The organism is Pseudomonas sp. REST10, assembly GCF_029542605.1.
Lineage (GTDB): Bacteria > Pseudomonadota > Gammaproteobacteria > Pseudomonadales > Pseudomonadaceae > Aquipseudomonas > Aquipseudomonas khazarica.
The window spans coordinates 1,785,538-1,808,717 of record NZ_CP035677.1 but is presented as its reverse complement, the minus strand read 5'-3'; the positions used below and the strand labels follow the sequence as shown (position 1 = coordinate 1,808,717).

Genomic DNA, 23,180 nt, shown 5'->3' with positions numbered 1-23,180 from the left:
CCGCCGCACGACGGCGCGTCGTCCAGTATGGCAGGCACAAAAAACCGGAGCGGCCCGAGGCGGCTCCGGTCGGTTGAAACGGCGTCCTCAGTGAGCGACGCGGCTGGTTCCGTTGACGGTCATGATGCGCACGCGCTCGCCGACACGGAAGATCTCATTGGGCTCGACTTCCTGCACATAGGCGCGCAGGGTGCCGTCGTCTTCGCGCACGGTGATCTCCACGCCCTGGGTACGGGTCAGGCCTTCCTCTGCGGCTGCACCGAGCAGGCCGCCGGCCACCGCACCGATCACCGCCAGCACGGCGCTGCCGCGACCGCCGCCGAGACCACTGCCGCCAACGCCACCGATCACCGCACCCGCACCTGCGCCGATGGGCGTCTTGGTGCCTTCGATCTTCACCGGTCGCAGCGACTCGATGGTGCCCATGCGCACGGTCTGTACCGCGCGCGCCTCGTCACGGCTGTAGGTATCGCCAGTCAGGCTCGATGCGCAACCGCCTAGGGCCAGCAGCGCCGCCAGCGAAGTCATGAGCAGAGTGGGTTTACGCATAGCAATTCCTCCAGAGATATCTCGATCCATTAGACGCCGGGCACGCGCAACTGTCACGGCAAAGCCTGAACAATAGTAGCCTCAGACAGACAGAGTTCAGTTAGGTTCGTGGCGCTACGCCCGCGCCAGGCGCCAGAGCCTGGCGATATCCGTGGTGCGAGCCTGCAGCTCGGCGGCGGCGCCGGCCATGGCCTGCTCCAGCGACAAGGGCCCCGGAGCGAGGCTGAACGCGGCTTCGATGCCGGCGTCATACAGTGCCTGATAGTCGTCACCCAGGCTGCCGGACAAGGCGATCACCGGCACGCCGGCGGCACGCGCGACGCGGGCCACGCCGACCGGCGTCTTGCCGTGCAGCGTCTGCGCATCCATCCGCCCTTCCCCGGTGATCACCAGGTCCGCCCCCTGCACGGCAGCCGCCAACCCGGACAGCTCGGCCACCAGCTCGATGCCCGGTCGGAAGCCGGCCTTGAGGAACCCCCGTGCGGCGAACCCCAGGCCACCGGCGGCCCCCACACCGGGGAACTCGGCATGATCCTCCCCCAGGGTCGACGCGGTGACGCGGGCAAAACGTCCCAGCGCCTGATCGAGCTGCGCCACATGCTCGGGCGTCGCGCCCTTCTGCGGCCCGAATACCGCAGAGGCGCCCCGCGGACCGCAAAGCGGGTTGTCGACATCGGCAGCGACGTCGATCTGCACGTTCAGCAGGCGCGCATCCAGGCCACTCAGGTCCAGCTGGTCCAGCTCGGCCAGGGCAGCGCCACCCGGCGCCAGGTCGCGACCCTGCACATCGAGAAAGCGCATGCCCAGGGCCTGCAGCAGGCCGACGCCGGCATCGTTGGTGGCACTCCCGCCCAGGCCGAGGATGATGCGCGTGGCGCCGACATCGAGGGCCTCGCGGATCAGCTCGCCGGTGCCGTAACTGCTGGCCAGGCGCGCATCACGCTGCTCGCGCGGCACCCAGTGCAGGCCGCTGGCCGCCGCCATCTCGATGACGGCCGTGCCCTCCCCCAGCCAGCCCCAATGGGCCACGACCGGTTCGCCCATGGGGCCCCGGACCCGGCACTCGCGGCGCTCACCGCCAACGGCGGCGAGCAGCGCATCGACCGTGCCCTCACCGCCATCGGCCATTGGCCGCAGCAGGCACTCGGCGTCGGGGAATACCTGCTGCCAGCCACGGGCGATGGCCGCGGCGACATCGGGCGCACTGAGACTCTCCTTGAAGGAGTCGGGAGCGATGACGATTTTCATGACTAGAACCTCGGAAGGAGGCGGGTGCGCCGCAGCCACCCGCCGGTAAAGCGGATTACAGCAGAACCAGGCTGAGCAGCCACACCGCCGCCATGCCGGCCAGGCCCTGGATCAGGGTCGCCATGGTCTGGGCGCGATACGCGGTGGCGACTTTCATGCGGCTGAACTGGGTCACCACCCAGAAGAAGCTGTCGTTGGCATGCGAGACGGTCATCGCGCCAGCGCCGATGGCCATCACGGTGAGCACCCGGCCCATCTCGCTGTCCAGGCCCAGGTTGCCCAGCAGCGGTGCAACCATGGCCGACGTGGTGACCAGCGCCACGGTCGAGGAGCCCTGCGCACTTTTCAGCGCGGCCGCCACCAGGAACGGCATGAACAGCCCGATGCCCAGGGCCGACAGGGTGTCACCCAGGTAAGCGGTCAGCGCCGTGGCCTTGAGCACGGCACCGAAGGCACCGCCGGCACCGGTGATCAGCAGGATCGGCGCCGCTTCCTTGAGGCCGTGGGCGACATGGTCATGGAACTGCTGACGCTTGCCTTCCCCCTTGAGCAGGGTGCACGCCAGGGCCAGACCGACCAGCAAGGCGGCGACCGGCTGGCCGAGGAAGCTCAGCACGTCGAAGAACGCGCCGGTGCCGAAGGGCTTGCTCGGGAACGCCGCGAGCGAGCCCAGGCAGATCAGCAGGATCGGCACGAAGATCGGCGAGAACGCCTGCCAGGCGCTGGGCAGCTTGCCGTAGCGGGCGCGCAGGGCGTCGAAGTCGACATCCTCGGCGAGCAACTCGCTGGGCGCTTCCTCCAGCAGTTCATGGTCGTTCTGCTTGAGGAACCGGTTGGCCCACAGCATGCCGGCCACGGCGGTGACCGCAGCGACCAGCAGGCCGACCAGGATCACCAGCCCCAGGGAGGCTTCGAGGCCCAGGTTACCGGCTGCGGCGATCGGCCCTGGCGTCGGCGGCACGAAGGTGTGGGTGGCATACAGACCTGTCGCCAGCGCCACGCTCATGGCCACCACCGAGACTTTCATGCGCGCCGCCAGGGCATTCTTCAGCGAGTTGAGAATGACGTAGCCGGAGTCGCAGAACACCGGGATCGATACCAGATAGCCGATGATCGACATGGTCAGCGTGGGGAAACGCTGGCCCAGCAGACGGATCACCGTCTCGGCCATGGTGATCGCCGCGCCACTGCGCTCGAGGATCACCCCGATGATGGTGCCGAGGACGATGACGATACCGATGTAGCCGAGAATGCCGCCGAACCCGGCGGTCATGGTCTTGATGATTTCGTTGCCAGGCAACTGATAGGCGAAGCCGGCGATCAGGGCGGCGGCCAGCAATGCCAGGAAGGGGTGCAGTTTCAAACGGGTAGTGGACAGCACGATGAACGCGATCAGTGCCACCAGAATCAGGACCAGGCCCATGACCAGTCTCCTCATTGTTGTTATGGCGGGCGCGACGCCCGGGTGGAAGTGCCGACAGGCGCCTCATTGTGGCTCAGCCACCACTCCCCTCGCCCTGTGCGCAGGCACCAAAACAACGCTGACGAACGCCAGCGGCCTGTGCGGGCGCACAAAGCCGCATCGCCCTGCCGGCCGCCTATTCGCTCGTCGGTGCCGGTGCCAGGGCCTCCGGTTCCAGCAGGCCCAGGCCCAACGATAGCTGCAGGCGCTGATCCAGGCGATTGAGGTCCAGGCCGCTCAGCTCGGCGATGCGCTCCAGGCGGTAGCGCAAGGTATTGCGGTGAATGCCCAGTTCCTGGGCACAGGTCTGTACCTGACCGTCATGCGCGCACCAGGCCTCCAGGGTGGTGCGCAGCGTACCCTGGGGGTCCTGCGCCAGCACGCTGCGCAAGGGGGCCAGCCAGCCCTGCAGCAACCAGCTGTGGCGCTGGGCGTACAGCAGCGTCGGCAGGCGCAGCTCGTCCAGGCGCAACAGCCGGCGCTCGGGGAAGCGCGCCTGCCCGTAGGCCTGCAGGTCACGCAGGACCAGGCTGGCCTGGCGCAACTCGGCCAGGTCGTACAGCGGATCGCTGAGCGTCAGGGAACGCACGCCCCATTCGCGCTCGTCGGCCTGGGCCAGCCAGGCCCGGTCATCCCGGCTCGCACTGAACGGCCGGCACCAGAGCAGCTCGTCACGTCCAAGCGGGGCAATCAGGTGATCATTCTTGCCACCCAGGCTGGCCAGCAGGCGCGCCTGGCGTGGCAGCGGGTCGCCGTCGGCGTCGAGCTGCAGCAGGCAGATCTGCCGCGGCCAGGAGAGCTGCAGGGCGAGGCGCTCGGCATCGGCTTCGAGGCTGGCGAGGCGCAACTGCGGGTCGAGCAACTGGCGCAGCCAGGCCTCCTGCTGATGCCGCTGCCAATGCCGTTCCGCCTGCAGCACCCGGTGCTCGACGAGCATCTCCGCGGCCATGCGCACCAGCTCGGCGTAGGGCCTCACGAGCTCGGGCTCGCCGGTGATGCCGAGCACGCCGATCAGGCGCTCGGCATGCAGCAGCGGCAGGTTCACCCCGGGTTTGACTCCACGCAGGCAGGCGGCCGCCTGCGCGTCGATCTCCACCACGCGACGATTGGCCAGCACCAGTTGCGCGCCCTCGTGCCGCGTATGCAGGCGACTGGGGTCTCCGCTGCCGATGATCATCCCCTGCGCATCCATGACGTTGATGTTGTGCGGCAGGATGGCCATGGCGCGGTCGACGATGTGCTGCGCCAGAGTGGAATCGAGTTCGAGCATCGGAAGCGGCCTCGCGATTGAGGCCGTCATTGTAGGCACATCAGCGGCGCTTCACGATGCACCACAGAACCCGAGGCAAGCTCGGGTTGCCGGAGCTTTACGCCTCGTCAGGCTGCGCAGCGGCCTCGACGGCCTCGTCAGCCGCCGGCGCCTTCGCCTTGGCCTGGGCGCGCCGGGCCTCCATGCGCTGCCGCCGGGCCTGCTGCCGGGCATGCAGTGCCTGCGCCGCCGTCACCATGCCGACCGGCTGGCCCTGGAGATCCAGGCGCGGCGCGTTCTCGGTCATCGCAGACCAGTAGCGCCCGCCCCGGCACCAGGCGGCGATGCCCAGCTTGAGCTGCTCGAGACTGATGCCGAGCAACGCCAGATGCTGCTCGGCATCCTTGAGGATGCCCTCTTTCAGCGGCACCTTGGGCGCTGGATTGACCGGGAAGGCCAGCGGGAAATGCTTCTGCAGTCGCCAGATCGCCTCGACGGCCGGATCCTGCTCGCGTGCCTTGGTTTTCGGTGCCCTGGTTTTCTGCGGTGCCTTGCGCTTCTGCGGCTTGGCACTTTCAGGTTCGGCCTGCTGTTTTTCCGCCCGCAGGCGATCACGCAGTTCGGCTAATTGTTCAAAACCCATCGTTCGGTTCACAGCGCTCTGGTTGATTCGTGGCGCAAGGGTATCTCATGTGCTCCTCGCATACAGCCCCATTGGCAGCCGGCATGCTCGGCGGTAGCTGTGAAGGCGGGGCGAAATCGCTGGCATACGTGGATAAGGTAGCGCGCAGATCGGCGGCAACCGGCCAGGAGCGGCCGTAATGGCGTTTGTGTAGTATCTGCCTCTCTTCCCATCTGCATGAGTTGCCCGATGTTTAGCAGACACTCCCCATTCCCTAGCAGAGCTGTCCTAGACTTGCAAAATGCACGTTCGCTTTTGGGAAAGCGGCTGAGTGTGCTGTTGCACGACCAGTACTATTTCAACGACGAGAAAGATCTGGGATACATAGGCTCTCTAGAGTGGCGTTTTGGCGAGCACGAAGTTTTATCCATGTATCTCTTGAGTGATGGCGAGGGAGTAGGCGCGGACTTGTTGCCTTCTGATACGCCAGCTTCCTTTGAGATAGAACCGAACGTGACATGCTTCTGGAAGAGGGAAAACCTGCTTGCAGGTCTATCTGCAACCCAACTCGAAAACGCAAAAATTTGCGCAGTTGAGGGCGTTCTTGATTCTTTCAACGGGCAAGAGCCTTGGCTGGCCGGATTCAGAGTTACGTTCGAGACCGGTGACTCATTGATCTACCTTAACCAGGGTGATGAGGCTGTCGTATTGATAAATGCGCTACCGCCTGTAAGTGTAGGCCTCGAAACCCGCTTCGTTACCACAATTTAATGGCAGCTATGGGTGGCACTGTTCATAAGGGGCAGCAATTGGCCGATTGCTGCCCCTCAGAGTGGCGTGCGAGAGGCTATGATGGACGTCTCGGAAGCTTATTATGACGAACAGCCAAAAGGAGCAACACTGCACGATCTGCGCATGCCTACTCGATAATCCGGAAGATCCGCTATCGGGTAATACCGGCGGGGATTGCTGGAGATGCATAGGTGCTATCGAAGCGGAAACGGGATGCGCAGAGTCACTCGAATATGTACGTCAAGAATACGAGGAGGGACTTCGGCCTGGCTGGATCGATCCGTTCAAGCCATGATTCGAAAGCTGCATTTACGACTGCTTCGGGTAGGTTTCTGCCATTCCTCTGAGGCTGCCGTCGGCCCAGAGAAGACGCCCATACCTAGAAAAAGTAGCCTCTACAGACTCCAGGGATCCGAGAAGTGGGATGAGTAACCTGCTATCCATTACAAGTCATAAATCCAAGTACAGCTCCGGCTTCTACTCTACCTTTGCCATTGACGGTATACCTCTGGAGGTCTGGTTACCTCGTCATAATCGAGAGGCTGAACTACACCTCGTAGCTGCTCATTCAGGCTTGCATAGCGATGACGACACCTATTTGGTCTGGGATCGGATCCACTCCACCGCGCCGGGCTGGAAGACCTTGGTTCCCCTGCTCGTATGCTCTGATGACTTGGACCTGACCTGTACCGTCATTGTCGCTGAGCAGCATGCTGATGAGCACAATGTCCACTGGAGTCGATTTGGCTTGATGAAGGATTTAGTCACTCTGCAATCTCCTGCTGTCGATTGGTACGACTCAATACCGGGTCTGACTTTCGAGCGTCTCCAGTTCCAGAGCGTACTGGACACGTTCCGAAAACAAGAGAACATCAAAATGCACTGGGATTAGGGGCGAAAGCTGGGGTATGCGAGCGTCCGCTTTTGGCCGATAGCAGCCCCCCACCATCTCCAGAAAGCGCTTTGCTACTCAGTCAACGAGCCCTGCCCCTTCCGCGCCCCTCAGGGCGCCAGGCGTTCGCGAATCCAGGCCTCGCCCTGCAGGCGGTAGTTGAGTCGGTCATGCAGGCGGCTCGGGCGGCCCTGCCAGAATTCGATGCGCTCCGGCAGCAGGCGATAGCCACCCCAGTGTGGCGGGCAGTGCGGGGCCTGGTTGAGAAAGCGCCGTTCGGTTTCCGCGAGCAGCCCTTCCAGTTCGGCGCGATCACGGATCACCCGGCTCTGCGGCGACGCCCAGGCGCCGATACGGCTGCCCAGCGGACGCACCTGATAGTAACCATCGGACTCGGCGGGAGTGACGCGCTCCACCCGGCCTTCGATGCGCACCTGGCGCTCCAGGCTGGGCCAGAAGAACGTCATGGCGGCGAACGGGCGCGCCGCGAGCTGGCGCCCCTTGGCACTTTCGTAGTTGCTGAAGAAGGTGAAGCCGCGCTCGTCTAGGCCCTTGAGCAGCAATACACGGCAGTGCGGCCTGCCCTGCTCGTCCACGGTGGCCAGGGTCATGGCGTTGGGTTCGACCGGCAGTTGCTCGGTCTTCACGGCATCGTCGAACCACTGACGAAACAGGGTGAAGGGTTCCAGCGGGGCCTGGGCTTCGCTCAGGCCGTCGCGGGTGTAGTCACGGCGCATATCGGCCAGTGTCTGGGTCATGGCAGTTCCTCGGGGTGCCTGCCGCAACCCTCGGTGCTGTCGCCAGCGGGTTGCGGATACACCCTCAACAGGTGGGGAATGCCGCCAAGCTTACTCTGACTTGCCCAGTTTTCCTTGATCTGCGGCAGCTACCTTGGGCCCATCCTTCAGGTCGGCCTTGGCAGGCTGGCTGTACTTGGCGATCAGCCCCTGCATGGTGTCACGCGAGGTCAGGAGGATTTCCACACGACGGTTGAGCGCACGCCCGGCTGCGCTGTCGTTGGCGGCACGCGGCATGTCCGACCCCAGGCCCATGACCTGCAGGCGGTTCTGCTTGAGGCCGCTGAGGCGGAAGATGGAGGTCACGGCACGCGCGCGCTGCTGGCTGAGGTCGCGGTTCAGCGAGGCATCGCCGCTGCTGTCGGCGTGGCCGAGTATCACCACGGCGATGTCGTTGTCGGCCTCGAGCAGCTTGGCGACCCGGGTGATGGGGCCCAGGCTGGCCGGCAGCAGCATCTGCGGACGGTCCGGGTTGAACGAGCCCTTCACTGGCGCGGTGACGACCAGCAGGTTGTCGCGCCGCTCGAACTCGAATGCGCTGTCCTTGACGGCGTCACGCACGCGCGGCTCGTACTCGTCGAGCCAGGCACGGGTCACCTGCGGTGGCGGCATCACGGCCGCCTTGGCGACCTCTTTCTTCTCCGAGCCCGCGCAGCCGGCAATCAGCAGGCAGCAGGTAAAGGCAAAAATCTTGTTGGCGCGCATGAAGCCCCCGAGGTCGCACAAGTTTCTAATGGTCGGTTTGTTATGGGTGGTACTGAACGAATGGCGCAAGTCTAGCCGCTCGATCAGATACAGTCCGCAACCCGTTGCGCAAGTTTCTGCGCTCGAGGGTCCATCAAGACGAACGGTCCTAGATTATTGATGACGAAGCCGAATGCGAGGTCGCGCTGCGGATCGGCAAAGCCGCTGGAACCGCCGGCACCAGGGTGGCCGAAGGCGCCGGCGCCCATGCCGTAGGTCGCATTGGCCACCTCGGGCTGGTCGAGCATGCAACCGAGGCCGAAACGGGTGCGGGTCAGCAGGGTCTTGTCCTCACCCAGGCTGTGCTCGCGGGTCATTTCGCCGAGCAGCTCACTGTCCAGCAGGCGGCCGTCGAGCAAGCCGGCATAGAAGCCGGCCAGGCTGCGGGCATTGCCGTGGCCATTGGCCGCCGGTTGCTGCATGCGCCGCCACTCCGGCTTGTTGGTGCTGGTCATGATCGATGGCGGATTGGTGAACGAGCGCGTGCTCATGGCGCTGGCATCGCTCATCATCACCTTGAGCAGGCGCTGCGCGGCTGCATCGCCCAGGTTGCCCTTGCCGCGGGCGATGTGCGCGACGCGATCGAACTCGCTGTCGGCCAGGCCGACATGAAAATCCAGGCCCAGCGGCCTGGCGATACGGGCGGCGATGCTCTCACCCGGGCCACGCCCTTCCACCCGACGGATCAGCTCGCCGATCAGCCAGCCATAGGTGATGGGCGCATAGCCGTGCCCCTCGCCCAACGGCCACCAGGGCTGTTCGGCGGCCAGCGCGGCGGTCATGGTCTGCCAGTCATACAGGGCTTCGGCCGGCAGCGGCTGGCGCAGCGCCGGCAAACCGGCCTGGTGGCAGAGCAGATGGCGCACGCTGATGCGCTCCTTCCCGGCGGCGGCGAACTCCGGCCAGTAGCGCGCCACCGGCGCATCCAGGTCGAGCTTGCCCTCGCCCACCAGTTGCAGCGCGACGACCGCCGCGAAGGGTTTGGTGCAGGAGAACAGGTTGGCGATGGTGTCGCTGTGCCAGGCCTGCTGGCCGTCCTTGTCCATCACCCCGGCCCACAGGTCCAGCACGGTTTCGCCGCCAATCTGCACGCAGAGCGCCGCGCCGCGCTCCTGGGAGTCCTCGAACAGGCTGGCGAAAGCATCCCTCACCGCCTCGAAACGCAAGTCGAAATAGCCCTGAACCTGCACATCTGTCTCCTTGAACGAAATTGCCTGCATTGTTCCAGCCCCCGCCGCCGTTGGGAACCGCTGGCCGTCGATGTTACGCGGGGCACGCGGGCGACTCGGCGCTGGCTCGCACTCCTCTGGACCCGCGCTACAGCCGACAGTCAGGCGCTCACTGGATTTCCCGACGAAAGGGGGGCAAGGCATTGAGAATCGCCTTGCCGTAGCGCTGGGTCACCACGCGTCGGTCCAGCAGGGTGATGGTGCCGCGATCGGCCTCGGTCCGCAGCAGGCGGCCGCAGGCCTGTACCAGGCGCAGCGACGCATCCGGCACGGCGATTTCCATGAACGGGTTGCCACCCCGCGCCTCGATCCATTCGGCCAGCGCCGCCTCGACCGGGTCATCGGGTACGGCGAAGGGAATCTTGGCGATCACCACATGCTCGCAGTAGGCACCGGGCAGATCGACGCCCTCGGCGAAGCTGGCCAGGCCGAACAGCACGCTCTCCTCGCCGGAGTCGACACGCGCCTTGTGCTTGTTCAGCGTCTCCTGCTTGGACAGGTTGCCCTGGATGAACACCCGCTTGCGCCAGTCGCGGTCCAGGCCGTCGAACACGTCCTGCATCTGCTTGCGCGAGGAGAACAGCACCAGGGTGCCGCGACTGCCCGCGACCAGCGCCGGCAGCTCGCGCACGATGGCTGCGGTGTGCACGGCCGCCTCGCGCGGGTCGGCCTTGAGGTCGGGCACGCGTAATACGCCGGCATCGGCGTGGTGGAAGGGGCTCGGCACGATGGCGGTGACCGCCACCTTGGGCAGCCCGGCACGCATGCGGTAGCGGTCGAAGGTGCCCAGCGCGGTGAGCGTGGCCGAGGTGACCAGGGCGCCGTGGGCGACGTTCCACAGGTTGCGGCGCAGGGTCTCCGCCGCGAGGATCGGGCTGGCGTTGACTTCGATGTCGAATAGCGCGCCACTGTCGGCCAGGGTCAGCCAGCGCGCCATCGGCGGGCTTTCTTCCGGGTCTTCGGCGGTGAAGGCCAGCCACAGCTCCCAGTTGCCCTTGGCGCGCGCCATCAGGCTGCCGAACAGCGGGTACCATTCCTCGGCCTGGTGGCTGGCGATGCCGACCGCGCCCTCGCCGTCCATCGCTTCCTTGAGCAGCTCGGTGACGCCGGTGAACAGGTCGTTGAGCTTGGAGAAACCTTTCTTCAGTTCCAGCCCCAGCTCGGTCAGGTGCTCCGGCACCACCCCACCGACGAAGCGGTGGCGCGGGCGCTCGCGCCCTTCCATGTCCTCACCGGCCTTGAAGTCGGCAACCTCTTCGCAGGCGCTGAACATGAACTGCTGCTGGCTCTTCAGCTCGCGCGCCAGCTCCGGCACCTGCTCGATCAGCCGGCCCAGGTCGCCCGGCAGCGGATTCTGTGCCAGCAGCTTGGTCAGGTTCTTGTCGATCTGCGTGAGCCAGTCGGCGGTCGAACGCAGGCGCGTGAAGTGAGCGAAGTGGCCGATGGCCTTGTCCGGCAGGTGATGACCTTCGTCGAACACGTAGATGGTTTCGCGTGGGTCGGGCAGCACCGCACCGCCACCGAGCGCGAGGTCAGCCAGCACCATGTCGTGGTTGGTGACGATCACGTCGACCTTGCCCATGCCTTCGCGGGCCTTGTAGAAGGCGCACTGCTGGAAGTTCGGGCAATGCCGGTTGGTGCACTGGCTGTGATCGGTGGTCAGCTGCGCCCAGCGGCTGTCGTCCAGCTCTTCGGGCCAGCTGTCGCGGTCGCCATCCCAGCGGTTGCCGGCGAGTTTCTCGATCATCGCGGTGAACAGCTTCTGCCCCTGCTCATCGACGTCGATGCGGAAGCCTTCCTCTTCGAACAGCTGCGCCGTGGCGCTCTGCGCGGCGCCGTCCTGCAGCAGGTGATCGAGCTTGGACAGGCACAGGTAGCGACCACGCCCCTTGGCCAGGGCGAAACTGAAGTTCAGGCCGCTGTTGCGCAGCAGGTCGGGCAGATCCTTGTGCACGATCTGCTCCTGCAGCGCCACGGTGGCGGTGGCGATGACCAGACGCTTGCCCGCCGCCTTGGCCGTGGGAATGGTCGCCAGGCTGTAGGCCACCGTCTTGCCGGTGCCCGTACCCGCCTCCACCGCGACCACGGCGGGATCGCCCAGGCGCTTGCCCTCGTCGTCGCTCCTGATGGTGCCGAGCACCTTGGCGATTTCGGCGATCATCAGGCGCTGACCGTAGCGAGGCTTGAGCGACTTGGCCTCGAGGAAGCGCGAGTAGGCGCCCTGAATCTGGGACTTGAGTTCGGTACTGAGCATGGATTCTGAAACGAAAAAGGCTGGATAAATTTTCAGTATTCGCGGAGCGGCCGCTATCATAACGCGGCAATCGATCTGGCGCAGACTCCCGTGCACATCGGGCAGCTCGAGCCGTCAACCGAACCCTCTGGAGACCCTGCATGACCCCCTACGCCCCACTCTATGCGCTACACCTGCTGGCCGCCGTCATCTGGGTGGGCGGGATGTTCTTCGCCTGGATGATCCTGCGCCCGGCAGCGGTCGACGCACTGGAGCCGCCTGCCCGCCTGCGCCTGTGGCTGAACGTGTTCAAGCGCTTCTTCGTCTGGGTCTGGTTGGCGGTACTGCTGCTGCCGCTGAGCGGCGTGGGCATGCTGCACCTGAGCTACGGCGGTTTCGACGCGGCGCCGCGCTACGTGCACATCATGATGGGGCTGTACCTGGTGATGCTCGCCCTCTTCCTGCGTATCCAGGCCCTGCTGCTACCGGAGCTGCGGCGCGCGGTGGAGGCCGAGAACTGGCCCGCCGGCGCTGAGGTACTGGGAAAGATCCGCAAGATCGTCGGCAGCAACCTGCTGGTCGGCCTGGCGCTGATGACGCTGGTGGCGATGCGCCCGAGCTTCTGATCGAACCGGCTGCCTGCAGGGCGCAGGCAACCCGCACCCCTCAGAAACGAAAGACCTGCACGGCGCCACTGCGCCCTGCAACGCCGGCGCGCCCCGGCTGGCCGGGGTTGCCGTCGGCGGCGCCATCGACGCCATAGAGCAGGCAGTCCTTGGCCGCGCCACCGTGGCCAGGCCGCCCTGCAGCGCCAGCCACGCCACCCTCGCCGCCGTCGAGCAACACCTGCAGGCGCTCGACCTCGACATGGTGCGGCACTTCCAGCACCACGTTGCCACCCGCCGCGCCGGCATGCCCGTCGGTGCCGTCCTGGCCATCGTAGCCGGCACTGGCCTGGCCCCAGGTACAACCACCCGGCTTGCCATGGGCACCATCGAGCCCGGCGTAACCCGGCGCACCACGACCGCCACGCACGTCCAGGGTCAGGGACTCGAACGTCAGCTTGTGCAGTTTCAGCTTGATTTCCCGCCCGGGCGTGGCGGCCTTGCTGTAGGTGCCTGCGGCGCCCTTGGCGCTGATCCAGGCGCCGGCGCCGACATCGGCATCCAGCACCTCCAGGCGCAGCGGCTGATCGCTCGGCGCCACGCCGATGCGCGCCTCGCGCCCCATCAGCAGGGTGCCGATACGCAGTTCGGTGACCTTCGCCGGAATCATCAGCGTCGCGTGATCGGCGACCTCCAGGCGGTCCAGCTGCAGGGCGGCGCTGGCCACAGGCAGGCGCATCAACGCATTGGCAGGCACCTTGACCTGGTTGTCAGCCTGCGCGACGCCAGTGCACAGGCACAGCAACAGGGCGAGCTTACGCATGCGCAGCCTCCTCGACCGAGGCCGTCTCGACGGGAGCGGGCTGCTTCGTCGCTTTCATCGGATACAGGTGGAAGATGCCGAACAGCAGTACCTGCAGCCGGTCACCCCAGGGGTTGACCCGCCCTACCAGCAGGCCCGCGAACAGCCACAGCTGCAGCGCATGCACGAGCAGCATGGCAGCGGCCAGCACAAGGAGCAGTTGCTCGAACGGTGCACCGAAGCGCTTGGCCAGCGCCGCGCCACACACCACCCAGAACACCAAGACCAGCGCCTTGCCCACGGTCAACAATGACTTCATCCCGCCCCCATGCTCGCGACTTTCTGATAGCGCAGCACGTTAACCGGTCGCAGCGCCGACCACCAGCGGCAAGGGTCTTTTTCCGGGACTTTGTCAGGCGTTGGCCCAGACGGACGTGCCCCCGGGGCGAATGCACCGGGGGCACCAGGTCGTATCGATCAGCGGGAAACGTACAGCTCGACTCGACGATTTTCCGCACGTCCGGCATCGCTGCCGTTGTCCGCCACCGGCTGGCTCTCGCCACGCCCTTCGGTGCTGAGCTTGTCGGCTGGCACACCCTGGGCGACGAGGAAGTCGGCGACACTGCGCGCACGACGTTCGGACAAGCCCTGGTTGTACGCATCGCTGCCGACGCTGTCGGTGTGCCCGACAACCTTGACCGCCACCAGGTTGGCGCCTGTCAGTCGCGTCGCGACATCCGCCAGCAAGCGTTTCGCCTCGCCCGTCAGCTCGGCGGAGTCGAAGGCGAACAGCACGTTGCCCAGATCGCTGAGCACGATGACTTCGTCCTGAACCTGCGGCTCCATGGGCGGTTCCTCGGCGACACTGGCCGGGTACTGCGGCAGCGGGCAACCGTTGTGGTGGACCGGCGTTCCAGCGGGTGTGCCCGGGCATCGATCACGCCGATCGAACACGCCGTCGTCGTCTTCGTCGCCGTCCTGCGCATAACAGATGATGGTACCCAGTACCGCACCGGCCACGGCGCCGCCTGCTGCCCAGGTAGAACTCTCGATTGCACCAAGGCCGCCACCGGCCAGGGCTCCAATCGCACTGCACAGGGGCCAGTTCCCTTGATTGAGCGGCGCGTCTCCCGTACTGGAAGTCGTGGCACAACCAGAGAGAACACTGCTGACCAAGAGAAAAGGTATGACCTTCAGAAGGTGGGTTCTCATGGTGGTGTCTCCTGTGTACCGGCGTTATGCCGGTATTACAGGAGTAAAGACGGCAGGCGGGGATCGCACAAGAACGAGCCCGGTCGGTTGTACACCGACCGGGCTCGTTCGCATCTGCCGTCTACGGGGCGAAGCGCCTTACGGCTGAGCTTCGACCTCGGCTTCCACGCGACGGTTGATGGCGCGGCCATCGGCAGAGGCGTTGTCGGCGACCGGGCGGCTTTCGCCATAACCCACGGCTTGTACGCGGCTGGACTCGACACCGTACTGGTTGACCAGCACGTCACGAACGGCACCGGCGCGGCGCTCGGACAGACCCTGGTTATAGGCATCGCTGCCCACGGAGTCGGTGTGACCTTCAACCACGGTGCTGGTCTGCGGGTACTGTTTCATGAAGTCGGCCAGCGCCTTGATGTCGCCGTAGCTTTCCTGCTTGACCTGCGCCTTGTCGAAGTCGAACTTGACGTCCAGCTCGACGCGTACGGCTTCGGCCGGCTCAGGCGCCATCTCTTCGACGACGACTTCCTCGACGACTTCGACCTGCTGCGCCTCGGCACCGTGGACCCAGCAATAGGCCGCGCCCATGCCGGCGCCAACCAGCGCACCGCCACCCGCCCAGCTCGAGCTCTCGATTGCCCCTAACGCAGCACCACCCACACCACCGACGGCTGCGCAGGTGGGCCAGTCGGTTTTCTGCAGACCGGCACAACCGGTCAGCAGGGTACTAGCCAGAATCAGGGGTACAGCGTTCCTTGTGATACTCATACTTTAGGTCTCCAATGTTCATCGGCCCATAACCGACTCAATAGTAGTAAAGACACGAGTTGTACAATCCGCCAGCTATAGCGCATAGCACGGATAATTTTCTCTCACTCTAGGCCTGATATCGACACCACGTTAGTCTTTGCAGACTTTTCGAGGAAGTTCGATGACTGCCAGCCTTAGCTCCCGTACTCCACAGCAGGCGATTGCCGCACTGCTAGCCCGTTATACACCCGAGAAGCTGTTGCTGCTCGGTGCCAGCGAGCTACCCGCTGTCGATGCCTTCAAAGAGGCACATCCGCAGTGTCAGGTCACCACCGCAGCGGCTGCGCCCCTGGCGCCGGAACTGGCCGCACAGCGTTTCGACCTGGCCCTGCTGGTCGACTGCCTGGAGCACTTGCCCAAGCGCGACGGACTGCAACTGCTCGGTGGCATCCGCAACCTGAACGCCAGCCGGGTTGCCGCGCTGGTCGATCTGCAGGCGGGCGACTGGCAGGAAACCGACTTCTTCGCCCTGGCCATGCAAGCCAGCGAACAGTTCCAGCGCGAGGGACAGACCCTGCATCTGTTCACCTATGATCTGCTCGATTACAAGCAAGTTCCCGACTGGTTGAACGCAAAGTTCTGGGCCAATCCACAAAATTTCGGCAAGTACTGGTGGTGACGATGGACCCACTCGATCCCAACTGCCCATGCGGCAGCGGCAACCCGCTGAGCCAGTGCTGCGGCCACTATCACGGCGGTACCCCCGCGCCCTGCGCCGAGCTGCTGATGCGCTCGCGCTACAGCGCGTACGTCCTGGGCCTGGTGGACTACCTGGTGGCGACCACCCTGCCCGCCCAGCAACAGGCACTCGACCGCAACGCCATGGCAGCCTGGAGCGCACAGAGCACCTGGCTCGGCCTCGAGGTGGAGAAGCGCGAAGTGTTCGGGGGCAAGCCCGAGCACGCCCAGGTGACCTTCGTCGCCCGCTGGCACGATGACAACGGCGAGCACAGTCATCGCGAATGCTCGGCCTTCGTTCAGGTTGACGGCCGCTGGTATTTCATCGACCCGACCGTGCCCCTGAAGGCCGGACGCAACGACCCCTGCCCCTGCCAGGGCGGCCAGAAATTCAAGAAGTGCTGCGCCCCTTTCCTGAGCGCCTGACTGGCTTTCTCCGCGCTTTCTGCTTGAGTTGAAGCGTCCGCAAGGACACTCAACAAGGAGAGAGCCATGCACAAGAAAAGTGGTTTGACGGTCATTCTGGCGAGCCTGCTCATAGGTTGCGCCACTCAGCCCGGCGGGCTGCAGGGGGAATCCGTGGACCTGGGCGACAGCCAGCGCGTCAGCCGGCTGTTCGCCTACCCGAACAACTGCAACGTGATCTGCTATCGCGACTGGACGCTGGAGCAGACCGTCGAGCACTACCTGCGCCAGAGCCTCGATCGGGACGGTTATCCGCAGGCCAGCGTGAACGTGGTCCGCCACGGCGAACGCATCCTGGCCGACTTCAAGGGTGCTCCCGACGGCTATGGCAAGCCGCTGCAGCAACTGCTCGATGCCGGCGACCTGGCCTACAAGGGCGCCAGCCAGCTGAACAGCGACGGCAAGTGGCAGTACAACTGGTACTTCTTCCTGCCCCTGGGCATGGCGCTGGAGAACCGCAAGAGCGTCGAGCTGCTGCACTTCCCGCCAGACTATTCGCTGACCCAGGCGCAGGACTATCTGCGCTCCAACACCACCGATCGCTGGGCGTCGCTGCTCAGCTACAACGGCGTGCCGGTGCAGCAGACGCCGGCCTACCAGACCATCGTCGACATCGCGCCCATCGCGGCACCAGCCAGTGCGGGGAGCACGCTGGAAGGCGTGTACAGCTACTTCAATACCTACCAGCAGCGCATGGTCGGCGAGCTCACCGCTGGCAAGGGTGACGGCACCCTGCCCATGGTTGCCTTCGGCAGCCCGGTGCGGAACTGGATCAAGCAGCAGTACGGCGTGACCCTGCCGGTGCTGGGGCTTGGCCAGATCACCTCGGCGCCCGGACAGCAGACGTCGGTTCTCGGCGCCAACCACCCGAGCTACATCTGGTACGCGGCGGACCCGGACAACAACCAGGGCAGCGAAGCCAAGGCCAACGCCACCGGCATCAAGGTCATGGGGCAGGACCTCAGTGCTGCCTGCTGGCAGGCCGGCATGGGCCAGAACCCGGGCAATGACCCGCAGCAGACGCTCACCAGTTGCACCCAGAAATGGCAGGTGACGGACAAGCAGCAGACCTGCGAACTGTTCTTCATCACCGTGCGCAACCTCAAGCCCGAGGACGCCAAGGCCCAGTGCAAGGCTGGCTGAAACGACAGGGCCCGCACATGCGGGCCCATTTCTCTTATTCCTGCAGCTTAAGGTGTGACGTATCCGGCGGTGGCGCCGCCGCGTCGGCCTTGGCCTGCCCCATGTCACTGCCCACCGGCGCCAGGCTGAACTGCGACAGGTCCACGCGCGGCGCCTCGGCATCCGGCTTGGCGTCCTGCAGGTCCGCCCCGACCGGGGCGATGCCGAAGTCCGGGGCATCCACCTCGCTGAACGCCGCCATGTATTCGTCACGCGGCGCCACCTGCAGCCGCCCCGCCGTGGCCCCGCCAGACGCCGCTGCCGCAGCAGGTGCCGCAGGTGCCGCAGGTGCCGCAGGTGCCGGTTCGGCGGGTGGTGGTGGAGCCAGTTCGACTTCCTCGATCGGCATATCCATGTCGATCACTTCGACACGGGCCCCCGCCCGCTCCAGGGTCGATCGGTACTTCTCCGCCGCCGCCGCGTCGAGGTTGTTCTTGATCACGATGCGACGCCCGGAAAACAGCTGGGCGATCCGCTGGGCATCGGCCTGGAACAACTTGGCCATGTTGGCCTTGACCAGCTCCAGTTGCGCCCCCGGCACCAACTGCCCGGAGAAGGCGATCTCGTAGCGACTCATGGTCACACTCCTGTCCTATTCACGACTCAGTATGGCGCAGGTTGTTTTGCGCTGACACTGCCGGCTTCTCATCCGTGCATCACGCTTTACAAATGTTCAACGGGCAACGGCGGTATCTCCTTGAAAATAATGACTCACCCCAGTTGCAGCCAAGCGCTTGCTTGTTACACTGAGCCGCAATGGGGGTATGAAATGTTTTCTCAGGCGCAAATGATAAGAATTATCAGCCTACTGATGTTTTTTGGCCTTGCTTCAGGCCTCGCAGGATGCTCCACCTGGATGACGGGTGGATTCAAGGACCCGGATGTCCGACTCATCAAGGTGGACGTAATCAAGGCCAGGCTACTCGAACAAGAGTTCCTCCTGCGCTTTCGCATCGACAATCCCAACAGCGTCAGCCTGCCGGTACGCGGTCTGGAATACGCGGTCACCCTCAACGACATTCCCCTGGCCGACGGTTCCGCCAGTGAGTGGTTCACCGTGCCCGCCAATGGTCATCACAGCTTCGACGTGCCGGTGCGCACCAACCTGTGGCGCCATGTCCGCCAGGTGGTGAAGATGCTGGAAAAACCCGACCAGCCGATCCGCTACAGCCTCAAGGGTGAAGTGAAGACCGGCATGCTCTTCAGCCGCAGCGTGCACATGTCGCGCAATGGCGAGATAATTCCCGGCGATTTCATCCCGGAGTAACCCTCATGAGCAACCAACCCCACGTCCACGGCCCTGACTGCAACCATGACCATGATCACCACGACCATGGCCATGTCCACGGCCCGCATTGCAACCACGGCCATCAGGAGCCGGTGCGCAACGCCCTGAAGGACGTCGGCCGCAACGATCCCTGCCCTTGCGGCAGCCAGAAGAAGTTCAAGAAGTGCCACGGCGCCTGAGTCGGGCATGCACGCCGTGACCCTGTCCCTGCTGCTCGCCGGCCTGCTGCTGATCGCCGCCCTGGCCGCCTATGCCTGGCACCTCTGGCGCCGCGTCTGGGCCCGGCAACAGGCCCAGGAGGAGGCTCGCCAGGAACGCCAGGAGCGCCTCGGTGGTGACCTGAACATCCTGGCCAGCAGCCTGCTCGACGAGCAGCTGCCGCTGATCGAGGGCGCCATCCGCATCAAGGTGCTGCTCGACAACTACGACAGCGACCTCAGCAACGACAGCCGCTGCCAGGTGTTCCACCTGCTCTTCGAGGCGACCACCGACGTACCGACCCATGCGGCCTGGAAGGCGCTGGACAAGGAGCAGCGGCGGCGCTTCGAGAAGCGTTTCAACGAGCTGGAACTGCAGCACAAGGCCGCCGCCCGCACGGCCGCGCGCTGGCTGCTCGATGACGGGCTCAAGCGCGCTCAGCCGAACGCCTGAGCCCTCTTGCCAGGTCGCAACGGCCTCTTTACCTTGGCGACTTCGTGGCCGGTCGACACCCGACCGGCCTCATCCCCTGTCCAAGGATATCCGCCATGCGCACGCTGGCCCGCCTGACTCTTGCCGCATCCCTGACCACGCTCGGTGGCTGCCAGTCACTGCTCAACAGCCGCTATGCCGACAGCGTGCCGCCGACCCGCGGCATCGAGCGCATCCAGGGCGTGGCGGAAAGCGCATCGGTACGGCGCAATGCCCTCGGCATGCCGCTGATCGAATCGGGCACCTTTCACGACGCGCTGTTCACCCTGGGCTACGTGCACGCCGGCGACCGCCTCAGCCAGATGGTCGGCATGCGCCTGCTGGCCCAGGGTCGCCTGGCGGAAATGGCCGGCCCGGGCGTGCTGGAGATGGACCGTTTCATGCGCGCGGTCAACCTCAGGAAGAGCGCGGAGCTGCTCTACGCCGACGCCTCGCCGCGCCTGAAACGCTTCTTCGAGGTCTATGCACGCGGCGTCAATGCCTACCTGTTCCGCTACCGCGACCGCCTGCCGATGGACCTGGCGGAATCCGGCTATCGCCCCGAGTACTGGAAACCCGAGGACTCGGTGCTGCTGTTCTGCCTGCTGAACTTCGGCCTGTCGGTGAACCTGCAGGAGGAAATCGCCGCGCTGACGATGGCCCAGCAGGTCGGCGTCGACAAGCTGCCCTGGCTGCTGCCGATCTACCCGGATGAGCCGCTGCCCTTCGCCGAAGCGGAGAAACTCGCCGGCCTCGATCTCAAGGGCCAGTTGCCCGGTCTGCAGGCGGTCGCCCGCAGCGCCGCGCAGATCGCCGAGCAGCACATGCTGGGGGTCGCGGCCTCGAACAACTGGGCCATCGCCCCTGAACGCAGCCGTGGCGGCAAGAGCCTGCTGGCCAACGACACGCACCTGCCGCTGAGCATGCCGTCGCTGTGGAATTTCGTGCAGATCCGCTCGCCCAAGTACCAGGCCGCCGGTGTTTCGCTGGCCGGCGTGCCGGCCGTGGTGGCCGGGTACAACGGCAAGCTGGCCTGGGGCATGACCATGGTCATGGGCGACAACCAGGACATCTACCTCGAACGCATCAAGCGCGAGGGCAGTCGCCTGATGTACCAGGCCGACGGCCAGTGGCTGCCGGTAATGGAGCGCCAGGAGACCTTCTTCATCAAGGGCCAGCGCCCCATCCGCGAAACCCTGTACGAGACTCGCAACGGCCCGCTGCTCAACTCGGTACTGGGCGAGCGCAAGCACATGCTGCAGCCCCTGCCCTTGCAGACTGGCTACGGCCTGGCCCTGAAGACCACCCAGTTCGAGCGCGACAAGAGCCTCGACGCCTTCTTCGACCTGTCCCGTGCGCAGTCGGTAGATGCCGCCTTCGAAGCCACCCGGGAAATCCGCGCGATGCCGCTGAACATCGTCTTCGCCGATGCCCAGCACATCGGCTGGCAGGTCACCGGTCGCTACCCGAACCGGCGCGAAGGCCGTGGCCTGCTGCCCTCCCCCGGCTGGGACCAGCGTTACGCCTGGGACGGCTACGCCGATCCGATGCTGCATCCCTACGACCAGGACCCGCCGCAAGGCTGGCTGGGCACCGCCAACCAGCGCAGCGTCGAACCCGGCTATGGCATGCAGCTGTCCAGCTCCTGGTTCTACCCGGAACGCGCCGAGCGCATCGCCGAACTGGCGGGCAACGGCCGTCACGATGGCCGCAGCATGATCGCCATGCAGTACGACCAAAGCTCCCCGTTCGTCGCCAAGCTGCAGGCAATGTTCAACGACCCGTCCATGCACGAGCCGCTGCGCCAGGCGATCGCCGCGCTGCCCAGCGGCCAGCGCGAGCGCGCCGATGAAGCGCTGCGGCGCCTGCTGGCCTTCGACGGCAAGCTCACCGCCAGCTCGGCCGATGCGGCCGTCTACGGTGCATTCATGCAGGAGAGCGTCCGGCAGACCTTCCTCGACGAGCTGGGCCCGGAAGACAATCCGGCCTGGCAGGCCCTGGTGGAAACCGCCAACCTGTCCTATTCGGCGCAGGCCGACCACCTGCTCGGCCGTCCTGACAGCCCGTTCTGGGATGACATCCGCACCCCGCAGAAGGAAGACAAGCCAGCCATCCTGGCGCGCAGCCTGGCCGCCAGCATCACGCTGCTGGAGAACCGCCTGGGCAGCGAGCGCCGCAACTGGCAGTGGGGCAAGCTGCACACCTACGAATGGGTCACCGACACCACACGCCTGGCGCCCTACATGAGCGCCAGCCAGCGCACCAGCATCAACGCCCTCAAAGGCTACCTGGATCGCGGCCCCTACCCGGCCGGTGGTGACCACGGCACCCTGAACGTCGCGGCCTATCCCTGGGGTCAGGACTTCACTACCTTCCTGATCCCGGCCATGCGCATCGTCGTGGACTTTTCCGCCGATGAGCCGCTGATCGGCGTCAACAGTTCGGGGCAGTCCGGCAACCCGGCCAGCCCGCACTACGCCGATGGCATCGAGGCCTGGCTCAAGGGCGGCTACATGAGCTTCCCGTTCAAGGCGCAGAACCTGGACAAGGTCTATGGCAGCCAGCGTCTGCTGCTGATGCCGGGCAAGTGATGACCGTTCGTCGGCTGGCGCTGAACCTTTTCCTCAGCGCCAGACTCTGAGTAATCGACTTACTCCATAGATCATCGATTTGAGGCGCCCCTGGCGCCTTTTCTTTTGCCTGCAGAAAAAAAAGATGGCATTTCTGCATCAGTGGATTGAACTTCTCGCTCGAAGCAGGCTCTGAACCTGTGCATCGATTGAAATGCTCCCCTGGCGCCCATGGCGCCTATTTTTTTGCCCGCAATCAGGCAAACCCTCTACGCCAGCAGGCTGCGGTCGAAGATGAAGGCCTCTCCCGCCTGCGGACGATGCTCCAGCAGATGCTGTGGCCGCCCCATCTTCGGGTAGTTCTTCTCACCGGTATCGGCGATCCAGCCCTGCGCCTTCATCCGCTCCAGACGCCCACGCAGGGTGGTGTGCTGCACCGGCTCGCCCAGGCAGGCCTGAAACGCCGCCAGTGCCTCGGTCACGGTGAAGCGTGGTACCAGCAGGTACAGCGGCAACGAGCTGTATACCGATTTGCCCTGCAGGCGTTCGGCGGCCAGGCGCACCAGCTGCGCATGATCGAAGGGCAACGCCTGCTGCCCGCTGAGGACCGCCTGCAGGTCGACGAAACGCAGGTCGTCGTCTTCCGGCTCGACGTCCGCCGCCAGCAGTGCCAGGTAGCAGGTGCTCAGCGACCAGCCACGCGGGTCGCGCACGCCATTGCCCACCGTCGCTACCTGTTCCAGGTAGTGCGGCCGCAGCCGCGCCTTGTCCGCCAGCGCCCGCTCGGCGGCGGCATCCAGGCTGGCATCGACGCAACGACCATTGACCAGCACACCGGGCAATGCCCACTGCCCCGCATAAGGCTCACGCTGACGGCGAATCAACAACACCTGCAGCGCCCCCGCCTCACTCAGGCGCAAGGCCACGATATCGACCCCGGCAAGAACCTCCACTGCACTCATCCTGTCACCTGCTCCTCCGTGTACTTATTTCATCTTGACCAATAAGGCGGTTTTTTTCACGTGGAAAATCAGATAAACGCTTGACTACATATTTCATCAGATGGAATATGTAGTCACTTACAC

Annotated in this window: 24 protein-coding genes and 1 pseudogene; 10 read left to right on the top strand and 15 right to left on the bottom strand. The window is 65.1% G+C overall.

All coding sequences use genetic code 11. The annotated features are described in order from the left end of the window. Positions 1 to 87 precede the first annotated feature (87 nt). From EWH21_RS08480 to EWH21_RS08460, 5 genes are all read right to left on the bottom strand, one after another. Positions 88 to 549: a membrane protein gene (locus EWH21_RS08480; protein WP_037049026.1), complete on the bottom strand. Its 462-nt coding sequence runs from the start codon at positions 547 to 549 to the stop codon at positions 88 to 90. Between the two features lie 114 nt (positions 550 to 663). Continuing rightward, positions 664 to 1,797, bottom strand: a complete 1,134-nt coding sequence (locus tag EWH21_RS08475) for a glycerate kinase (RefSeq protein WP_277700285.1) — start codon at positions 1,795 to 1,797, stop codon at positions 664 to 666. Between the two features lie 55 nt (positions 1,798 to 1,852). After that, a complete protein-coding gene (locus EWH21_RS08470; protein ID WP_047590515.1) occupies positions 1,853 to 3,220 on the bottom strand; it encodes a GntP family permease in 1,368 nt (455 codons plus the stop codon). Positions 3,221 to 3,395: 175 nt separating this feature from the next. Beyond that, positions 3,396 to 4,529: a sugar diacid recognition domain-containing protein gene (locus EWH21_RS08465; RefSeq protein WP_277700284.1), complete on the bottom strand. Its 1,134-nt coding sequence runs from the start codon at positions 4,527 to 4,529 to the stop codon at positions 3,396 to 3,398. A gap of 97 nt (positions 4,530 to 4,626) precedes the next feature. After that, positions 4,627 to 5,151 (bottom strand): ProQ/FinO family protein, encoded by a 525-nt coding sequence (locus EWH21_RS08460; RefSeq protein WP_134676320.1) that lies wholly within the window; start codon positions 5,149 to 5,151, stop codon positions 4,627 to 4,629. Between the two features lie 312 nt (positions 5,152 to 5,463). On the opposite strand from EWH21_RS08460, the gene EWH21_RS08455 reads away from it, so the two are divergent. Continuing rightward, complete coding sequence (locus EWH21_RS08455) at positions 5,464 to 5,901, top strand: hypothetical protein (RefSeq protein WP_277700283.1); 438 nt, start codon at positions 5,464 to 5,466, stop codon at positions 5,899 to 5,901. Positions 5,902 to 6,346: 445 nt separating this feature from the next. Next, positions 6,347 to 6,814 carry a hypothetical protein gene (locus tag EWH21_RS08450; protein WP_277700282.1) on the top strand — a complete coding sequence of 156 codons (468 nt, stop codon included), beginning with the start codon at positions 6,347 to 6,349 and terminating at the stop codon, positions 6,812 to 6,814. A 110-nt stretch (positions 6,815 to 6,924) separates the two neighbouring features. On the opposite strand, the gene pdxH is transcribed toward EWH21_RS08450, so the two are convergent. From pdxH to dinG, 4 genes are all read right to left on the bottom strand, one after another. Next, a complete protein-coding gene (pdxH, locus tag EWH21_RS08445) occupies positions 6,925 to 7,572 on the bottom strand; it encodes a pyridoxamine 5'-phosphate oxidase (RefSeq protein ID WP_047591956.1) in 648 nt (215 codons plus the stop codon). Between the two features lie 90 nt (positions 7,573 to 7,662). Then, entirely contained in the window at positions 7,663 to 8,316 is a 654-nt protein-coding gene (locus EWH21_RS08440; RefSeq protein WP_150608704.1) for an OmpA family protein, read from the bottom strand. Positions 8,317 to 8,399: 83 nt separating this feature from the next. Continuing rightward, on the bottom strand, positions 8,400 to 9,545 hold the full coding sequence (locus EWH21_RS08435; protein ID WP_277700281.1) for a serine hydrolase domain-containing protein: 1,146 nt from the start codon (positions 9,543 to 9,545) through the stop codon (positions 8,400 to 8,402). A gap of 148 nt (positions 9,546 to 9,693) precedes the next feature. After that, positions 9,694 to 11,838, bottom strand: a complete 2,145-nt coding sequence (dinG, locus tag EWH21_RS08430; protein WP_037049053.1) for an ATP-dependent DNA helicase DinG — start codon at positions 11,836 to 11,838, stop codon at positions 9,694 to 9,696. A 140-nt stretch (positions 11,839 to 11,978) separates the two neighbouring features. Between dinG and EWH21_RS08425 the strand changes: the two genes are divergently transcribed. After that, positions 11,979 to 12,443 carry a CopD family protein gene (locus EWH21_RS08425; RefSeq protein WP_150608700.1) on the top strand — a complete coding sequence of 155 codons (465 nt, stop codon included), beginning with the start codon at positions 11,979 to 11,981 and terminating at the stop codon, positions 12,441 to 12,443. A gap of 40 nt (positions 12,444 to 12,483) precedes the next feature. Here the strand turns inward: EWH21_RS08425 and EWH21_RS08420 are convergent, their stop codons facing one another. The 4 genes and pseudogenes from EWH21_RS08420 to EWH21_RS08405 form a co-directional block, all read right to left on the bottom strand. Continuing rightward, complete coding sequence (locus EWH21_RS08420) at positions 12,484 to 13,245, bottom strand: collagen-like protein (RefSeq protein ID WP_277700280.1); 762 nt, start codon at positions 13,243 to 13,245, stop codon at positions 12,484 to 12,486. Beyond that, positions 13,238 to 13,543 carry a DUF1145 domain-containing protein gene (locus EWH21_RS08415; protein WP_277700279.1) on the bottom strand — a complete coding sequence of 102 codons (306 nt, stop codon included), beginning with the start codon at positions 13,541 to 13,543 and terminating at the stop codon, positions 13,238 to 13,240. The genes EWH21_RS08420 and EWH21_RS08415 overlap by 8 nt, the downstream gene beginning before the upstream one ends. A 158-nt stretch (positions 13,544 to 13,701) precedes the next feature. Beyond that, entirely contained in the window at positions 13,702 to 14,436 is a 735-nt protein-coding gene (locus EWH21_RS08410) for an OmpA family protein (protein ID WP_277700278.1), read from the bottom strand. 138 nt (positions 14,437 to 14,574) lie between these two features. Further along, positions 14,575 to 14,928, bottom strand: a pseudogene (locus EWH21_RS08405) (OmpA family protein); the annotation flags it as partial. A gap of 436 nt (positions 14,929 to 15,364) precedes the next feature. On the opposite strand from EWH21_RS08405, the gene EWH21_RS08400 reads away from it, so the two are divergent. The 3 genes from EWH21_RS08400 (at position 15,365) to EWH21_RS08390 (ending at position 17,529) form a co-directional block, all read left to right on the top strand. Beyond that, a complete protein-coding gene (locus tag EWH21_RS08400) occupies positions 15,365 to 15,862 on the top strand; it encodes a DUF6231 family protein (RefSeq protein ID WP_277700277.1) in 498 nt (165 codons plus the stop codon). A 2-nt stretch (positions 15,863 to 15,864) separates the two neighbouring features. Beyond that, positions 15,865 to 16,347, top strand: coding sequence for a YchJ family protein (locus EWH21_RS08395; RefSeq protein WP_277700276.1), 483 nt, complete (start codon positions 15,865 to 15,867; stop codon positions 16,345 to 16,347). Between the two features lie 66 nt (positions 16,348 to 16,413). Further along, positions 16,414 to 17,529 (top strand): hypothetical protein, encoded by a 1,116-nt coding sequence (locus EWH21_RS08390; protein ID WP_037049071.1) that lies wholly within the window; start codon positions 16,414 to 16,416, stop codon positions 17,527 to 17,529. A 34-nt stretch (positions 17,530 to 17,563) separates the two neighbouring features. Here EWH21_RS08390 and EWH21_RS08385 read toward each other — a convergent pair whose 3' ends face one another. Then, positions 17,564 to 18,145 carry a hypothetical protein gene (locus tag EWH21_RS08385; RefSeq protein ID WP_277700275.1) on the bottom strand — a complete coding sequence of 194 codons (582 nt, stop codon included), beginning with the start codon at positions 18,143 to 18,145 and terminating at the stop codon, positions 17,564 to 17,566. A 192-nt stretch (positions 18,146 to 18,337) separates the two neighbouring features. Here EWH21_RS08385 and EWH21_RS08380 point away from each other — a divergent pair, with 192 nt between their 5' ends. From EWH21_RS08380 to EWH21_RS08365, 4 genes are all read left to right on the top strand, one after another. Next, positions 18,338 to 18,835 carry an LEA type 2 family protein gene (locus EWH21_RS08380; protein WP_080756995.1) on the top strand — a complete coding sequence of 166 codons (498 nt, stop codon included), beginning with the start codon at positions 18,338 to 18,340 and terminating at the stop codon, positions 18,833 to 18,835. A 5-nt stretch (positions 18,836 to 18,840) separates the two neighbouring features. Continuing rightward, positions 18,841 to 19,035 (top strand): SEC-C metal-binding domain-containing protein, encoded by a 195-nt coding sequence (locus EWH21_RS08375; RefSeq protein ID WP_037049080.1) that lies wholly within the window; start codon positions 18,841 to 18,843, stop codon positions 19,033 to 19,035. Between the two features lie 7 nt (positions 19,036 to 19,042). Beyond that, the gene (locus EWH21_RS08370) at positions 19,043 to 19,507 is read left to right on the top strand and encodes a DUF2489 domain-containing protein (protein WP_037049082.1); all 465 of its coding nucleotides are present in this window, start codon (positions 19,043 to 19,045) and stop codon (positions 19,505 to 19,507) included. Positions 19,508 to 19,602: 95 nt separating this feature from the next. Then, positions 19,603 to 22,116 carry a penicillin acylase family protein gene (locus EWH21_RS08365; protein WP_277700274.1) on the top strand — a complete coding sequence of 838 codons (2,514 nt, stop codon included), beginning with the start codon at positions 19,603 to 19,605 and terminating at the stop codon, positions 22,114 to 22,116. Positions 22,117 to 22,364: 248 nt separating this feature from the next. On the opposite strand, the gene EWH21_RS08360 is transcribed toward EWH21_RS08365, so the two are convergent. Next, complete coding sequence (locus EWH21_RS08360) at positions 22,365 to 23,057, bottom strand: NUDIX hydrolase (protein ID WP_277700273.1); 693 nt, start codon at positions 23,055 to 23,057, stop codon at positions 22,365 to 22,367. Positions 23,058 to 23,180 lie beyond the last annotated feature (123 nt).

Coding starts and splice junctions, on each gene's coding strand:
- EWH21_RS08480 (WP_037049026.1), bottom strand. CDS start 549: ATGCGTAAACCCACTCTGCTCATGACTTCGCTGGCGGCGCTGCTGGCC.
- EWH21_RS08475 (WP_277700285.1), bottom strand. CDS start 1,797: ATGAAAATCGTCATCGCTCCCGACTCCTTCAAGGAGAGTCTCAGTGCG.
- EWH21_RS08470 (WP_047590515.1), bottom strand. CDS start 3,220: ATGGGCCTGGTCCTGATTCTGGTGGCACTGATCGCGTTCATCGTGCTG.
- EWH21_RS08465 (WP_277700284.1), bottom strand. CDS start 4,529: ATGCTCGAACTCGATTCCACTCTGGCGCAGCACATCGTCGACCGCGCC.
- EWH21_RS08460 (WP_134676320.1), bottom strand. CDS start 5,151: ATGGGTTTTGAACAATTAGCCGAACTGCGTGATCGCCTGCGGGCGGAA.
- EWH21_RS08450 (WP_277700282.1), top strand. CDS start 6,347: ATGAGTAACCTGCTATCCATTACAAGTCATAAATCCAAGTACAGCTCC.
- pdxH (WP_047591956.1), bottom strand. CDS start 7,572: ATGACCCAGACACTGGCCGATATGCGCCGTGACTACACCCGCGACGGC.
- EWH21_RS08440 (WP_150608704.1), bottom strand. CDS start 8,316: ATGCGCGCCAACAAGATTTTTGCCTTTACCTGCTGCCTGCTGATTGCC.
- dinG (WP_037049053.1), bottom strand. CDS start 11,838: ATGCTCAGTACCGAACTCAAGTCCCAGATTCAGGGCGCCTACTCGCGC.
- EWH21_RS08425 (WP_150608700.1), top strand. CDS start 11,979: ATGACCCCCTACGCCCCACTCTATGCGCTACACCTGCTGGCCGCCGTC.
- EWH21_RS08420 (WP_277700280.1), bottom strand. CDS start 13,245: ATGCGTAAGCTCGCCCTGTTGCTGTGCCTGTGCACTGGCGTCGCGCAG.
- EWH21_RS08415 (WP_277700279.1), bottom strand. CDS start 13,543: ATGAAGTCATTGTTGACCGTGGGCAAGGCGCTGGTCTTGGTGTTCTGG.
- EWH21_RS08410 (WP_277700278.1), bottom strand. CDS start 14,436: ATGAGAACCCACCTTCTGAAGGTCATACCTTTTCTCTTGGTCAGCAGT.
- EWH21_RS08400 (WP_277700277.1), top strand. CDS start 15,365: ATGACTGCCAGCCTTAGCTCCCGTACTCCACAGCAGGCGATTGCCGCA.
- EWH21_RS08395 (WP_277700276.1), top strand. CDS start 15,865: ATGGACCCACTCGATCCCAACTGCCCATGCGGCAGCGGCAACCCGCTG.
- EWH21_RS08390 (WP_037049071.1), top strand. CDS start 16,414: ATGCACAAGAAAAGTGGTTTGACGGTCATTCTGGCGAGCCTGCTCATA.
- EWH21_RS08385 (WP_277700275.1), bottom strand. CDS start 18,145: ATGAGTCGCTACGAGATCGCCTTCTCCGGGCAGTTGGTGCCGGGGGCG.
- EWH21_RS08380 (WP_080756995.1), top strand. CDS start 18,338: ATGTTTTCTCAGGCGCAAATGATAAGAATTATCAGCCTACTGATGTTT.
- EWH21_RS08375 (WP_037049080.1), top strand. CDS start 18,841: ATGAGCAACCAACCCCACGTCCACGGCCCTGACTGCAACCATGACCAT.
- EWH21_RS08370 (WP_037049082.1), top strand. CDS start 19,043: ATGCACGCCGTGACCCTGTCCCTGCTGCTCGCCGGCCTGCTGCTGATC.
- EWH21_RS08365 (WP_277700274.1), top strand. CDS start 19,603: ATGCGCACGCTGGCCCGCCTGACTCTTGCCGCATCCCTGACCACGCTC.
- EWH21_RS08360 (WP_277700273.1), bottom strand. CDS start 23,057: ATGAGTGCAGTGGAGGTTCTTGCCGGGGTCGATATCGTGGCCTTGCGC.